This is a genomic window from Micromonospora sp. NPDC050695 (assembly GCF_040654415.1).
Lineage (GTDB): Bacteria > Actinomycetota > Actinomycetes > Mycobacteriales > Micromonosporaceae > Micromonospora.
Map to the genome: position 1 here is coordinate 73,879 of NZ_JBFAHZ010000006.1, position 15,375 is coordinate 89,253.

General features: G+C 70.7%; 9 protein-coding genes. 7 read left to right on the forward strand and 2 right to left on the reverse strand.

Translation table 11 applies throughout. From position 1 onward, the window contains the following. The first annotated feature begins 136 nt into the window (after window positions 1-136). Together AB0H52_RS06325 and AB0H52_RS06330 are read left to right on the forward strand one after the other, a co-directional pair. On the forward strand, window positions 137-712 hold the full coding sequence (locus tag AB0H52_RS06325; protein WP_151487892.1) for a sigma-70 family RNA polymerase sigma factor: 576 nt from the start codon (window positions 137-139) through the stop codon (window positions 710-712). Window positions 713-762: 50 nt separating this feature from the next. Continuing rightward, the gene (locus AB0H52_RS06330) at window positions 763-1,233 is read left to right on the forward strand and encodes a hypothetical protein (RefSeq protein WP_151487832.1); all 471 of its coding nucleotides are present in this window, start codon (window positions 763-765) and stop codon (window positions 1,231-1,233) included. A gap of 58 nt (window positions 1,234-1,291) precedes the next feature. Here AB0H52_RS06330 and AB0H52_RS06335 read toward each other — a convergent pair whose 3' ends face one another. After that, window positions 1,292-6,748 carry a carboxyl transferase domain-containing protein gene (locus AB0H52_RS06335; protein ID WP_357945620.1) on the reverse strand — a complete coding sequence of 1,819 codons (5,457 nt, stop codon included), beginning with the start codon at window positions 6,746-6,748 and terminating at the stop codon, window positions 1,292-1,294. Between the two features lie 197 nt (window positions 6,749-6,945). Beyond that, window positions 6,946-7,296, reverse strand: a complete 351-nt coding sequence (locus AB0H52_RS06340) for an MmcQ/YjbR family DNA-binding protein (protein ID WP_192580103.1) — start codon at window positions 7,294-7,296, stop codon at window positions 6,946-6,948. A 243-nt stretch (window positions 7,297-7,539) separates the two neighbouring features. Between AB0H52_RS06340 and AB0H52_RS06345 the strand changes: the two genes are divergently transcribed. From AB0H52_RS06345 to AB0H52_RS06365, 5 genes are all read left to right on the forward strand, one after another. Further along, a complete protein-coding gene (locus tag AB0H52_RS06345) occupies window positions 7,540-8,358 on the forward strand; it encodes a basic amino acid ABC transporter substrate-binding protein (RefSeq protein ID WP_151487835.1) in 819 nt (272 codons plus the stop codon). A gap of 76 nt (window positions 8,359-8,434) precedes the next feature. Beyond that, window positions 8,435-9,229: an amino acid ABC transporter permease gene (locus AB0H52_RS06350; protein WP_151487836.1), complete on the forward strand. Its 795-nt coding sequence runs from the start codon at window positions 8,435-8,437 to the stop codon at window positions 9,227-9,229. 5 nt (window positions 9,230-9,234) lie between these two features. Beyond that, complete coding sequence (locus AB0H52_RS06355) at window positions 9,235-10,074, forward strand: amino acid ABC transporter ATP-binding protein (RefSeq protein ID WP_151487837.1); 840 nt, start codon at window positions 9,235-9,237, stop codon at window positions 10,072-10,074. A gap of 324 nt (window positions 10,075-10,398) precedes the next feature. Further along, complete coding sequence (locus AB0H52_RS06360; RefSeq protein WP_357945625.1) at window positions 10,399-11,418, forward strand: multicopper oxidase domain-containing protein; 1,020 nt, start codon at window positions 10,399-10,401, stop codon at window positions 11,416-11,418. Window positions 11,419-11,436: 18 nt separating this feature from the next. Beyond that, window positions 11,437-15,369, forward strand: a complete 3,933-nt coding sequence (locus AB0H52_RS06365; protein ID WP_151487839.1) for a ThuA domain-containing protein — start codon at window positions 11,437-11,439, stop codon at window positions 15,367-15,369. The last annotated feature ends 6 nt before the right edge of the window (window positions 15,370-15,375 follow it).

Consider the following 15,375-nt stretch of genomic DNA (forward strand, 5'->3'; position numbering starts at 1 on the left):
CCGACGACAACCATGGTGCGCGGCTGACCGGTCGTGCCCCGACGACGGCACACCCACGCGGAGGACCTGAGCCGATGACGCGTTCCCGCTCATCTCGCCCGACCACCTCCCCTGCGCCGCAGGGCGGTGGTCGGTGCTGAACGGCGCTGCCGACGACGCGCAGGTGACCCGGTGGGCGCGGGAGGCGGGGCAGGGCGACCCGCAGGCCGCGGCGGCGTTCGTCCGGGCACTCCAGGGTCAGGTCCGGCGGTTCCTGTCGCACCTCGCCGGGCCGGGGGAGGCCGACGACCTCACCCAGGAGACGTTCCTGCGGGCGCTGCGCAGCCTGCCCGGCTTCGCCGGCCGCTCCTCGGCGCGGACCTGGGTGTTCACCATCGCCCGGCGCGTCGCCGTGGACCACGTCCGGGCCGCGGTGGCCCGCCCGAGGGTGGCGTCGGTGCCGGACTGGCAGGCGGCGGCCGAGGCCGCCGGCGCGGTCGTCGCCGGCGCCGACGACGCCGTCACCCTGGACCAGTTGATCGCCGGCCTTTCCCGCGAACGTCGGGAGGCGTTCGTCGCCACGCAGGTGCTCGGGCTGTCCTACGCCGAGGCCGCGGACGTGTGCCAGTGCCCGGTCGGCACGATCCGGTCCCGCGTCGCCCGTGCTCGCGAGGATCTCGCCGCCGCCTGGCGGGCCGAGGGCCCGCCGAGCCGGGAGCAGCGGATCGGCTGAGAGCCGTGCCCGGGCCGTGGGATCGTTGACCTGGCCCTAGGATCACGCCGGTGAAATCAGAACCGATCAGCGTGGCTGGCGTGGCCGGCCCCATCGTCGTCACCACCAACGCCTTCTGGGGCCGTCCGGCCGTCACCGTCGGCGGCGTGCCGGCCCCCAGGACCGGCAGGCGCCGGTACGCGTTGCCAGCAGCCTCCGGTGGCGCCATCGACGCCACGGTCCGCAACGCGTTCGCCGACCCCTACCCGACGGTGGAGGTCAACGGCGTGCCCCATCGGACCGGTCCCGCCATTCCGGTGATCCTGCGCGTCCTGGTCCTGCTGCCGATCCTGCTGGTCGCCGTCGGAGGCGCCCTCGGTGGGCTGATCGGCGCGCTGGGCGTCGGGGCGAACCTGGCCGTGGCCCGTCTCCCGATCCCGTCCGCCGCCAAGGCGGCGGCCATGCTCGGCGTCACGGTCGTCGCGTCCGTCGTCTGGCTCGCCGTGGCCCTCGCGATCGGCGCGGCGGTCAGCGGGAGTTGACGATGCCGCCCCTCCGGCGGCCGGCTGATGCGGCTGGCCGCCGGAGGGGCAGTACGCGCTAACCCAGGCGGGCCTCGATGGCGTCGATGATGCGCGGGCGCATCTCGGCGGCGCGGATCACCGCGTCCACCGAGCCGACCTCGACGGCACGCTGGATGTTGTGCACCCGGTCGAACTCGGTGGCCACCTCGCCGAGCTTCTCCGCACGCACCGACGACCGCAGCTCGTCGAGTTCCGCGGTCAACGCGGCGCGTTCGGTGCCGGACGCGGCGGCCACGCGGCCCTCCAGGTCGCGCACCCGGGGGTCGGCCGCCGTACGGGCGTTGACGTCGGCGGAGAACACCACCGCGGCGGCGGGGGCGCCACCGAGCACCGACGCGAACGAGCCCTCCAGGGCGAGGACCGTCATGTTCGGGTTCAGCGCCTTGGAGAACACCACGAACGCTCCACCGTGGTAGCGCGAGATCACGCAGAAGACGATGGGTCCGCGGAAGTTCACGATCGCCCGGCCGATCTCGGCGCCGTACTCCAACTGGAGCTTGCGCATCGACTCCGGCGAACCGTCGAAGCCGGACAGGTTCGCCAGCACGACCAGGGGCCGGTTGCCGCTGGCCGCGTTGATCGCCCGCGCGGCCTTCTTCGACGAGCGGGGGAACAGCGTGCCCGCCGTGTAGGTGTCCGGGCCGTCGGTGGGCGGGAAGCCGTGCCGGGGCACCGAGCGGGACTCGATGCCGAGCAGGCAGACCGGAATGCCGCCGAGGTGGATGTCCTGCACGACCGCCGTGTCCGCGTCGGCCATGCCCGCCCAGCGTTCCAGCACCGGGTGGTCCTGGTCGGAGAGGGCCCGCATCACCGTACGGATGTCGAACGGCTTCTTGCGGTCCGGGTTGGCCTCGGCGGAGAAGATCTCGCCGACGGTGGCGAAGGCGCTGCCCGCCACGTCGTGCGGGAAGGTGGAGATGTCGCGGTCCAGCGGGTCGGTGGTCGTGGCCCGCCGTGGCGCGTCCTCGCCCGGCGCGACGTACGTGTGGTCGTAGTGCGCCATCAGCACGTCCCGCGCGGCGGTCAGGTTCGGCGCCCAGTACTGCGCCTGGCCGTTCGGCCCCATCACCCGGTCGTAGCCGCCGATGCCGAAGTTGTCCTCGGCGGACACGCCACCGGAGAAGTCGAGCGACTGCTTGCCGGTGAGCACCATCGCCGAGTCCGGTGTCATCACCAGGACGCCCTTGGTGTGCATGAGCATCGTCGCCTCGGCGTTCCAGTACGGCTGGGCGCCGACGTTGATGCCCGCGACCACGATGTTGATCTCACCGCCGGCCTGGGTGAACTCGACGATCCGCTTGAGGGCCGCGGCCACCCAGTCCATGTTCTCCGTGCCGGAGGTCATGGAGATCCGGGCACCGGCCGACAGCGCCCACCATTCCAGCGGCACCCGCAGCTGCTCGGCCAGGTCCAGTGCGGCGATCACCCGCCGGCACTCCGGCTCCGACAGCGCGCCCAGCGACTTCGTCGGGTCGCCGAGCAGCACCACCCGGGTGACGCCCTGCGGGTGCCGTGCGGTCGGCGCGGTGACCACGCCGGCGACGATCGCGGCGCGGTTGCGTCCCTTGGGCCGGTCCACCGGCACCAACACGTGCTCGTCGTCGAGGTCGTGCTCGACGAAGTCGCCGAGCCGACCGGTCAGCTCGTACGGGTAGACCGTGTTGCGGCTGCTCGCCCGCAGGACCTTCAGCCGGTACTCGTCGAGGGGCTCGACCGGTTCCACCGGCGGTTCACCGACGGCCAGTTCCGCGCCACCGGTGGCGTCGAAGGAGATCCGTACGGCGATCTTGGTCAGCTCGCCGGTGCGGCGGTCGCGCTGGCGGGCGATGAACAGGATCTCCTCCAGCCCGGCGCCCACGGTCGTCGGGCGCACGCGCCCGGCGATCATCTCCATCTCCTCGCGGGTGAGCTCGCTCGGCGGCCAGACGTAGACCACGATCCGGTTGGTGTTGAACCGGGTCTTCGACGGTCGGCGGGACTGGGCGCGGCGGATCGAGTCGAGGCAGGCCGCGATGGCGTCCTCGGTGGTCGGCAGCGCCACCAGCCGGCCGTCCTGCTCGCGCAGTTCGGTCAGGTCGCGGACCTGGGCGAACGCGACGAGGCGCTCGTCGGCCGGGTTCTCCCGGGCCACGCACTGGAAGAGGTAGACCTCCTCGTCCGACGACGGCAGCCGGGTCAGGTCGAACTTGTGTAGCCGCTCCAGCTGCATCCGCTGCGCGATGTACGGGTGCAGGCCGCGGATCAGCCGGTCCTCGGTCATCGTGGCGCCGGATGGGCGGAACGTGAAGTGGTGGTGCATCACCGCACCGCCGCGACCCGCGACGGTGGCGGTGAGCCGGCGGACCTGCGGCGGCAGCGGGTGCGCGGTGATGACGTCGAGCAGCGCGGCGGCCATCGCGTCGAAGTCCTCCGGCTGGTTCTCCCAGCCGAGGTAGATGTCGGCGTCGACGGAGTCCTCGCCGGCGGCCAGGTCGGCGAGCCCGCGCAGGGCGCCGTCCAACGCGTCGAAGCTCACCGCGGTGGAGACCACACTGGAGTCGGCGCGTTCGGCGACCACGAACGAGCAGTCCGCGACCGTGTGGGTGCGCACGCTGGTGAGTGCCTTGTTGCCGTAGTACCGCCGGGTGAGCACCTCCAGCATGACCGTGTTGTCGAGGTGGTCACGGACGAGGCGCTGGCCGAGCAGCCGGACCAGCGGCTCGGTGCTGCGGACCATCTCGGCGACGCGCTCGGCGCGGTCGGGCGAGCCCGGGTGCGCGTCCAGGTGTCGCAGGTGCCCACGGACCTCGGCGTAGACGCGGGCGCGGTTGCGGCGCAGCAGCGGCTGGGCGAACCAGACGAACACCACACCGCGGGCGAGGTCGGCGACGGCGGGGAAGCGCACCTGCGTCGCGGCGATCAGCCGTTCCAGTGCGAGGCCGGCGGGCTCGCGCAGCGACTCGTCCGGCGGGGTCTCCCGCAGCCAGGCCCGCAGCAGCGTCGCGACGACGGCCGCGTCGGCGGACGCGCGCTGCTGGGCCAGGAAGATCCGGAACACGGCGGCTTCGAGGTCGGGGGAGCGTTCGAGGTCGGTGACGCCGTAGTGGCCGAGGGCCTTGGCGAGCTTGGCCTGGAACGCGTCCGGCAGGCCGGCCCGCTCGACGTCGAGGCTCTGCAGGTAGGTGTGGAAGAACTCGCGGGCGCTGTGCACGTGCGCGCCGCCGTCCTCGCCGGTCGGCCGGTTACGGCTCAACTCGGCGAGGTCGGCGAACACGTTGACGAGGTCGAGTTCGGCGGCCAGCGGACGATGGCCGTCCTCGGCGGCCGCCCGCCGCGCGGTGAGGTAGTCGTCGAGCACCCGGCGCTCGTCGTGCGGGTCGACGTCGAAGCCGAGCAGCAGGCCGCGCAGGTCCTCCTGACCGCGCCGGCTGCGCTGGTACGCCGGCAGCTGCGCGGCGGAGGTCGGCAGGTCCAGTTCGACGGCGGTGGCGGTGTCGGCCACGGCCTCGGCGGCGTCGTCGGCGAGGGGTTCCAGGCGCAGCAACGGCGCGCCCGCCTCCACCTGGCTGCCCACCGAGACGGCGCACTCCTTGAGCCGCGCCTTGAACGGCGCCCGCAGCACCGTCTCCATCTTCATGGCCTCCAGCACCAGCACCGGTGCGCCCGCCTCGACCTCGTCACCGATCTCCAGTGGCGTGGCGACGACCAGCGCGGGCATGGGAGAGCGCAGAACGCCGCCCTCGTCGCGGCTGACCCGGTGCGTGACACCGTCCACCTCGACCAGGTGCGTCGGCCCGTACGTGCCGGTGAGCAGGCGGTACCGGATGCCGTTGACGACGATCTGGCCGGTGTGCCGGTCGAAGCGGTCCAGTTCGACGTCGGCGGTGCGGACCAGTCCAGCGGATTCGATGCCGACGCGGAACCGGTGCGCGCCGACCCGTGCCACGCGGGTGCGGTAGTCGGCGCCGCGTAGCTTGAGGTCCAGCGGTCGACCGCTGGCGTGCTGCACCTGCGGGCGCCCACCGGACGCCGTCGACAGCAGCCGCTGGCGCTCGACGCGCTCCTCCTCCTCGTACGCCTCGATGGCGGCGGCGGCGAGGGCGACCGCGCTGTGCCGATGGGCGACGAGTCGGCCCTCGCCACGGACGCGGTCGATCCAGCCGGTGTCCGCGCTGGCGTCGATCACCTCGGGCTGGTCGAGCAGGTCGAGCACGAAGCTCTTGTTCGTCGCGCCACCCTCGATGATCACGGTGGTGTTCGCCATGGCCCGGCGCAGCCTGCCCAGCGCCTCGTCGCGGTCGCGGCCGTACGCGATGATCTTCGCGATCATGGAGTCGAAGTCGGCCGGGATGGTGTCGCCCTCGCTCACGCCGGTGTCCACCCGGATGCCGGGGCCGCTGGGCAGGTCGAGCCGCGAGATGCGGCCGGGGGACGGCGCGAAGTCGCGGTCGGGGTCCTCGGCGTTCAGCCGGGCCTCGATGGCGTGCCCGCGCTCCGCCGGGGGAGCGCCGTCGAGCCGCCCGCCGGAGGCGACGTGCAGCTGGGCCTTGACCAGGTCGAACCCGGTGGTCAGCTCGGTGATCGGGTGCTCGACCTGGAGGCGGGTGTTGACCTCGAGGAACGCGAAGAGCCGGTCGCCCGGGTGGTACAGGAACTCGACGGTGGCCGCGCCCCGGTAGCCGACCGCCACGGCGAGCCGCTCGGCCGACGCCTTCAGCTCGGCCGCCTGCGCCCGGTCCAGCACCGGCGACGCCGACTCCTCGATGACCTTCTGGTTGCGGCGCTGCACTGAGCAGTCCCGGACACCGAGTGCCCACGCGGTGCCCTGCCCGTCGGCGATCACCTGGACCTCGACGTGCCGCGCACCGGTGACCAGGCGCTCCAGGAAGACGATGCCGCTGCCGAAGGCCCGTGCCGCCTCCTGGCTGGTGCGCTCGTACGCGTCGGCGAGGTCGGCCTCGCTGGTGATGACGCGGATGCCGCGTCCGCCACCGCCCGCGGTGGCCTTCAGCATGAGCGGGTAGCCGATCTCGGCCGCCGCGGCGCGCGCGGCGTCCAGGGTCTCGACGGCGCCGCGGCTCCACGGGGCGACCGGCACGCCGACCTTCTCGGCGATCAGCTTCGAGCCGATCTTGTCACCGAGCTGGCGCATGGCCTCCGGGCTCGGGCCGACGAAGGTGACGCCGATCTTCTCGCACAGCTCGGCGAACGCCGGGTCCTCGGCGACGAAACCCCAGCCGACCCACGCGGCGTCGGCCCCCGTCTCGACCAGGGCGCGCTCCAGCGTCGCGAGATTGAGGTACGGGCGGGCGGACGCCGGCCCGAGGTCGTAGGCGATGTCCGCCTCGCGTACGAAGGTGGCGGTGCGGTCGACGTCGGTGTAGAGGGCGACGGTTTCGAGCGGAACGCCGGTCTCCGCAGCCAGCTCGCGGACCGCGTGGATGAGCCGCATGGCGGCCTCACCTCGGTTGACGATGGCGATACGGTTGAACACCCGACTGACCCCTTTGGTAGACCATGACCTGCGCGCCGCGAGTGGACGACTCCCGGCAGTGATCACTTTTCCGGCTGTCGGCGGGCGGCGCCATGGCGCAATCACCGAACCAACCGGCCCTCAGTTGTAGGAACCCCACAAATGTTTTGGTCCCCGTCCGACATAAGACGAGGGTGGCACGTCTCGTGCCGAGATTGCTACTCGGAGTGAGCGGAGGTTCGCATCCGCCACGCGTCGGTGACCAGCTCCGTCAGACGCTCCACGTCCACCCGATCCAGCCACAGCATCACCAGGGGCAGCCCGTCGTACCCGGGGGTGGTGAAGAACAATTCGGGCTCGCCGAGCAGGAGCGCCTGCTTCTCCGCCTCGTCGCCCACGTAGAGCACCGCGACGTCGGTCCGGATGCGGCGGCGCTCCCCGGGCCGGCGCTCGGGGTAGGACCACACGAAACCCTTGTTGGTGACCCGGAAGTCGAAGCCCTCGCTGTCGATCTCGACGACGTCGGGCAGCGACCGGGCCAGATGTCGGACGTCGTCGGCGTCAGCCATCGGGATCACTCCCGGACACCGGCTCTCCCATGCGAACAGGTTATCCACCGCGTCCAGACCGGAGAAGCCGCCCGGTTGCTGGCCGGGTGTCCGATTCACCTGCTCTGCGACTGTTGTGCCGGTCCCACCGACCTGGCGTGATCTGGGTGCGGCCCGCCGAATCAGGTACCGTCGCCTGTCACACAGTCTTCGCACCAACCTGGCTGCCCGCGACAAGGGGAGCCGCACCGGAGGGACACAGCCGTGAGGTTCTCAAGCGCAGTCCGCCAGGCCGGACTCGTCGCGACGATCGCCGCCCTGGCGGTCACCGCGGGATGCGCCAAGAAGGATGACAGTGAGGTCCAGGCGAACGGCGTCAAGCTGGTCCAGGCGGGCAAGCTGACCGTCTGCACCCACCTGCCGTACCCGCCGTTCCAGTCCAAGGACGCCAGCGGCAAGGTGACCGGCTTCGACGTCGACGTGATGGACCTGGTCGCCAAGGACCTGGGCGTCGAGCAGACGATCATCGACACCCCGTTCGAGGGGATCAAGTCCGGCCAGGACCTCAACACCGGCAAGTGCGACGCCGCCGCCGCCGGCATGACGATCACCGCCGAACGCCAGAAGGTGATGAACTTCTCCGACCCGTACTTCGACGCGACGCAGGCGATGCTGGTGAAGGCCGGCAAGCCGTACAAGGCGCTCGACGACCTTCGGGGCAAGAAGCTCGGCGTCCAGGCGGCCACCACCGGCCGTGACTACGCCAAGAAGTTCGAGAAGGAGAAGGGCCTGCAGATCGTCGAGTTCGAGGACCTCGCCGCCCTGCAGCAGGCCGTCGCCAACGGCCAGGTCGAGGCCGCCATCAACGACCTGCCCGTCTGGACCGAGTACCTCAAGAACAACCCGGGCGGGTTCGAGGTCGCCGCCGAGTTCGACACCGGCGAGCAGTACGGCTTCTCGGTGAAGAAGGACGGCAACCCGGAGCTGCTCAAGAAGATCAACGAGGCGCTGGCCAAGGCCAAGCAGGACGGCACGTACAACACGATCTACGAGAAGTGGATCGGCAAGCGGCCGAACGCCTGATCCAGGCTCCGTGGGGAAGGGCGCGCGTCTCGCGCGCCCTTCCCGTCAGCAACCTCCGGGAAGGCAACGAGCGAACGTGAAGCTGCGACGCCGCCAGCGGGAACGACTCTCCCTCGGCATCCAGTACCTGGTCTTCATCGCCGTCATCGCCGTGGTGCTCTTCGCCGCGGACTGGGGCCGGCTGAGCGACGCGTTCTTCCGCGTCGACATCATCAGGTCGATGTTCCCGACGATCATCACCGTCGCGCTGCGCAACACCGTCCTCTACACGCTGGGCGCGTTCGCCTTCGGTCTCGTGTTCGGCACCGTCCTCGCGCTGATGCGGCTGTCCCGGGTGGCGCCGTACCGCTGGGTGGCGACGGCGTACATCGAGCTGTTCCGGGGTCTGCCCGCTCTGCTGGTGCTGTTCCTCGTCGGCTACGGCATCCCGATCGCCTTCCCGGAGCGCGAGATCCCGGGCGGTGTGTTCGGTTCGATCGCGATCGGCCTCGGGTTGACCGCCGCCGCGTACATGGCGGAGACCATCCGGGCCGGCATCCAGGCCGTCCCCAAGGGTCAGATGGAGGCGGCGCGCACCCTCGGCATGTCGCACTTCACCGCCATGCGCACGATCGTCATCCCGCAGGCGTTCCGGATCGTGATCCCGCCGCTGACCAACGAACTGATCCTGCTCACCAAGGACTCGTCGCTGGCCTACGTGCTGGGTGTGACCGCGCAGACCATCGAGATCACCAAGTTCGGTCGGGACATGCTCAACGACCGGGTGAACGCCACCCCGCTGCTGGTGGCCGGCCTCGCCTACCTGGTGATCACCCTGCCGCTGTCCCAGGTGGTACGACGCCTCGAACTCCGCTACGCCAAGGCCCGGTGACCCGCATGACGACCACGCCATCCCGCCCCGCCGTCGAGATCCGCGACCTGCACAAGTCCTTCGGGCCGCTCGAGGTGCTCAAGGGCATCGACTTCGAGGTCGGCCAGGGCGAGGTGGTCTGCGTCATCGGACCGTCCGGCTCCGGCAAGTCCACCCTGCTGCGCTGCGTCGACCTCCTGGAGGAGCCGACCGCCGGCCGGATCTGGGTGAACGGCGTCGAGATGACCGACCCGGACGTCGAGGTCGACGCCGTACGCCGTGGCATCGGCATGGTCTTCCAGTCGTTCAACCTGTTCCCGCACCTGACCGTGCTGAACAACCTCACCATCGCGCAGCGCCGGGTGCTGCGGCGTGGCCGTGCCGAGGCCGAGCGGATCGCGCGGGCCAATCTGGAACGCGTCGGGCTGACCGACAAGGCCGACGCGTTCCCCGCGCAGCTCTCCGGCGGGCAGCAGCAGCGGGCGGCGATCGCCCGGTCGCTGTCGATGGAGCCGAAGCTGATGCTCTTCGACGAGCCGACCTCCGCGCTCGACCCGGAACTGGTCGGCGACGTGCTCACCGTCATGCGCAAGCTGGCCGAGGACGGCATGACGATGATGGTGGTGACCCACGAGATGGCGTTCGCCCGCGACGTCGCCGACCGGGTCGTGTTCATGGACGGTGGGGTGGTGGTCGAGCAGGGGCCGCCGCAGGAGGTGCTCGGCGCACCGAAGCACGAACGAACCCGTGCGTTCCTCTCCCGGGTCCTCGACCCGACGCGTGTCGCGCAGCTCGGTCTGCCCGACCAGTCGCCCGAGCCGCCCGAGGCCCCCGGCCTGCCGGCCGACGACCGCCACACCATCTGACCGCCACGTCGCGTACGTCCGTCCGCCGGCCTGCGTCGGCGGGCGGACGCCGCGTGCGGTGACGACGGCGACGACCTGCTGATCCCCGTGTGGGGCAGGTCGATGATCGATCGAAACACGTCGTGATGTCAAGGTAATCTTTTTGCAATAAGACCTGTACTTTCGTCGATGGATTACATAAGTTGCTGTCATCCACCGAAAGTTCTGAGTCTTCCGAGCAAAGCCCGCGACGAGCCTCACCCTCAGTCGTGCTTCCGCCCCGTGCTCGGCGGTCGATGCACCCTGCCCTTCGTCGCGTCTTCGCCCGGTCGGGAACGGAGACCCATGGACGATCATGCCGTTGGCTCCCACCGCCACCTGTCCCGCCGATCACTGATCGCCACCGGGGCGCTCGCCACCGGGGCGCTCGCCGCCGGAGCGCTGGGCGCGTCCGCCCCCACGCTCGGCACCGCGTTCGGAGGCAGCCCAGCCCGGGCCGCCGCCGGCGTCACGAAGAAGGTCACCATCTACGCGGAGCAGTTGCCCGACGGGTTGTTCGGGTACGGCCTCGCACCCGGTCAGGCCACCGTGCCCGGGCCGATCCTGGAGATGTACGAGGGTGACACGCTGGAGATCACCCTGGTCAACACCACCAACCAGCGACTGTCCATCCATCCGCACGGGGTGGACTACAGCACCGACTCGGACGGCAGTCCGTTCAACGCCTCGTTCAACAACCCCGGCGAGACCCGGACGTACGTCTGGCGCTCGCACGAGATGGTGGCCGCGGCGGGCCGGCGGTACATGCCGGGCAGCGCCGGCTACTGGCACTACCACGATCACGCGATGGGCACCGACCACGGCACCGCCGGTGTCGCGAAGGGCCTGTACGGGGCGCTGATCGTCCGGCGACGCGGCGACATGCTGCCCGCGAAGCAGTTCACGGTCGTGTTCAACGACATGATGATCAACAACCGGATGGCACCGGACACCCCGATGTTCGAGGCGAACCTCGGCGACCGCGTGGAGTGGATCGCCATCGGGCACGGCGGCACCTTCCACACCTTCCACCTGCACGCGCACCGCTGGGCGGACAACCGCACCGGGATGCTGGAGGGCCCGAGCGATCCGAGCCTGGTGATCGACAACAAGGACCTGAACCCGGGCAGCTCGTTCGGCTTCCAGGTGCTGGCCGGGGAGGGCGTCGGCCCCGGGGCGTGGATGTACCACTGCCACGTGCAGTTCCACTCCGACGGCGGGATGGCCGGGATCTTCCTGGTGCGCAACGCCGACGGCAGCATGCCGCCCGGTGCCGAGGAGGCGATCCACCGGTTCCAGGGCCACACCCACACGCACGGAAGCTGACCGAAAGTGGGGACGGGGATGACCAGACACGTACGACGAGCCCTCGCCGCGGTAGCGGCCATCGCGACACTGATCCCGGCGACGACGGCGGCAGCCGCGCCACGACCCGTAACACCACAGTCGACGCCGCAGACGCCGACCGCGGTCCTGGTGTTCCACGGGCCGGTGGCCGAGCAGCAGGACCCGGTTTCGCGCGCCGTGGACACCATCCGACAGCTTGCTGTCAGTAATGACATCGATGTCACGGCCACCACGGACCCGGGTGTGTTCACCGCGGCCGGGCTGTCCGCGTACCGCAGCGTGGTGTTTCTCTCCGCGACGGGCGCCGCGCTCAACCGCGACCAGGAGTCGGCGCTGCAGAGCTACATGAAGGCAGGCGGAGGGTTCGTCGGCATCGCCGACGCGGCCCGCGCCCAGGTCGACTCCACCTGGTTCACCGGCCTGATCGGCACCCGCCCGGCGGGTGCCATCCCGGTCGCCGAACCGGTGGCCCGGGTGACCGCCAGCGGCGAGAACGGGCCCAACGAGACCAAGGAGAAGCTCACCGACGGTGACGCCAACACCAAGTGGCTGGTCCGCACCCCGACGGCCTGGGTGGCGTACGAGTTGGCCGCCGCCAAGCGGATCACCGGGTACGCGCTGACGTCGGCCAACGACTCCGCCGGGCGTGACCCGAAGGACTGGACCCTGCAGGGCTCCACCGACGGACAGAACTGGTCCGATCTGGACCGACGCACCGGGCAGACCTTCCCGGACCGGTTCCAGACCCGCCGGTTCGACATCGCCACGCCACAGGAGTTCACCCGTTACCGGCTCACCATCACCGCGAACAGCGGTGAGCCGCTGGCCCAGCTCGCCGACCTGCGCCTGTTCACGGGCAGCACCACCGCACCGCCGGCGCCCGCCGTGAACCGCGCGGTCGTCGACATCCTGGACCGCGAACACCCGGCCACGGCGTCGCTGCCGCTGACCGTCACCCGGTCGGACCGCTGGGAGAACTGGGACCCGAACCCGATCGGCACCGTGCACACCCTGGCGCAGGTGCAGGAGCGGCACTACGACCCGGGTCCGGCCGCGAACGGCCCGTTCCACCCGGTGTCCTGGTGCCGGGACTACGACGGCGGCCGGTCGTTCTACACCGGCATGGGTCACACCGAGGGCAGCTACGGCGAGGAGGCGTTCCGCACCCACCTGGCCGGCGCCCTCAACTGGACCACCGGCCGGGTACGCGGCGACTGCCAGGCGACGATCGCCGCGAACTACAAGGTGGAGCGGCTCACCGCGGCCAACCAGACCGGGCAGCTGGACCAGATCGGCGAGCCGCACGGGCTCACCATCGCCCCGGACGGCACGGTGTTCTACGTCGGCAAGGCGGCCTGCCCGAGCGGCCCGGTCGCGGACTGGAACAACCCGAACGTCGGCCTCGGCTGCGGCACCATCCACTCCTGGGATCCGCGCAGCAAGCAGGTCAAGCTCCTCACCACCCTCAAGGTGATGGGCAACCGGGGCAGCGGCTCCGAGTTGGTCAAGAACGAGGAGGGCCTGCTCGGCATCGTGCCCGACCCCGCGTTCGCCGACAACGGCTGGCTCTACGTCTACTGGATGCCGCACGAGTCGATCGACCGGGTGAAGCGGGTCGGGCAGCGCACCATCTCCCGGTTCACCTACGACCGCACGACGCAGACCATCGACCAGGCCACCCGCAAGGATCTGCTGCAGTTCCCGGTGCAGATCCACAGTTGCTGCCACGCCGGCGGCGGCATGGCGTTCGACGCCCAGGGCAACCTCTACGTCGGCTCCGGCGACAACAACTCCTCCGAGGGATCGGAGGGCTACTCCGGCAACAACTGGACCGAGGAGTACCAGGGGATCTCGTTCCAGGACGCCCGGCGTACCTCGGGCAACACCAACGACCTGGCCGGCAAGATCATCCGGATCCACCCGGAGGCGGACGGGACGTACACCATCCCGGAGGGCAACCTGTTCCCACCGGGCACCGAGAAGACCCGACCGGAGATCTACGTGATGGGCGTGCGCAACATCGCCCGCCTGCAGATCGACCCGGTGCACCAGTGGCTCACCGCCGGCTGGGTCGGCCCGGACGCGTCGACGCCCAGCCCCACCCTGGGTCCGGCCAAGTACGAGACCGCCACCATCATCACGTCCGCCGGCAACCAGGGCTGGCCGTACTGCATGGGCAACCGGCAGCCGTACCGCGACCGCAGCAACACCGACGCGAAGGTGCTGACCGGCTGGTACGACTGCGACAACCTCCGGAACACCTCACCGCGGAACACCGGTCTGGAGGACATCCCGGCGGCCCGGGACAACATGATCTGGTACTCGCCGGGCGGCGGCGGGCCGGTGTTCCCGAAGCGGACCGACGGCAGCGGCCTCCCGACGTACGTCGCCGCGGACGCCACCTACACCCAGCCGTACCTGCGCGGCGGCGGGCAGGCCATCATGTCCGGCCCCACCTACCACCGGGACCTCGTCGACACCGACAGCGGCGTGGCGTGGCCGGAGCACTGGGACGGCAAGTGGCTCATCGGCGACCAGTCGAACCCCGCCAACCGGGTCGCGGTCACCGTCGACGAGGCCGGCGTGCCACAGGCCGCCCCACCGGTGTACGCCGAGTCGCTGCGGGCCATCATCCCCAGCGGCAACGGTGACAACCGGCTGCAGAGCTGGATGGACGCCAAGTTCGGCCCGGACGGCGCGCTCTACCTGCTGGACTACGGAGGCGGGTTCTTCAGCCTGCACCCCAACCAGAAGCTGATCCGGATCACGTACACCGGCGGCGCGCCCACGCCGGCACCGGCCGCGACCTCGGTGGCCGTCCAGAACAAGCCGTTGACCATCGCCTTCACCGGCTCCCGATCCGGCGGCGTCAGCTACCGGTGGGAGTTCGGCGACGGCGCCACCTCCACCGAGGCGAACCCCCGGCACACGTACGCCCGGGTCGGCACCTACACCGCGAAGCTCACCGTCACGTACGCCGACGGCGAGACGGCCACGGTGCAGACCGCCGTCACCGTGGGCTGCGCGGTGCCGGACGCCCGGCAGAACGTGTGGCTCGGCGACACCGACACCGGGGTGCCCAGCCGCACGGTCGGGCAGGGGTGCACCGTCAACGACCTGCTCGACGACGAGAGCACCTGGGCCGATCACAACAGTTTCGTCCGGCACGTGACCGCGGTGACCCGCGCGTTGCAGGACGACGACCTGCTGACGGCCCGCGAGGTCGGCACGCTCACCCGCCTGGCCGCCGCGTCCGACATCGGCCGCGACGGTCGCACCGGCTACGAGCCACTCTTCGACGGCACCGCCGAGTCGCTGCTCGGTTGGCAGCAGGCGCCATCCGGGTCGTTCAGCATCCAGCCGGACGGCGCGCTGCGCTCCAGCGGTGGTCTGGGCATGCTCTGGCACACCAGGGAGTTCGGGGACTTCTCGCTGAAGGTGCAGTTCAAGGACATTGCGCCGGGCACCGGCCGGGCCAACACCGGCGTCTTCACCCGCTTCCCGGATCCGCGGATCCCCCTGGAGCAGCGGCCACCGGGCAGTTGCGGCACGGTCGGCTCGGCCCGCACCTCCCAGGCGTGGGTGGCGATCTACTGCGGACACGAGATCCAGATCTACGACGGTGACACCGGCGAGCCGCAGAAGACCGGCTCGGTCTACAACTTCGACCCGGTGCCGCTCGCCCAGGCCGGTGTCACCCCGAAGGGGCAGTGGAACGACTACGAGATCCGCGTGGTCGGGCAGCACTACACGATGATCCGCAACGGCGTGGTGATCAACGAGTTCGACAACACGCCGGGCAAGCAGTCCTCCCGTGCCGGCGACCCGCCGACCGACCTGCGGCAGTTCCTCCGCGGCTTCATCGGCCTGCAGAACCACGGCGACAACGACCTGACCGAGTTCCGCAACGTCCGCGTGCGGGAACTCTAGGAGAGA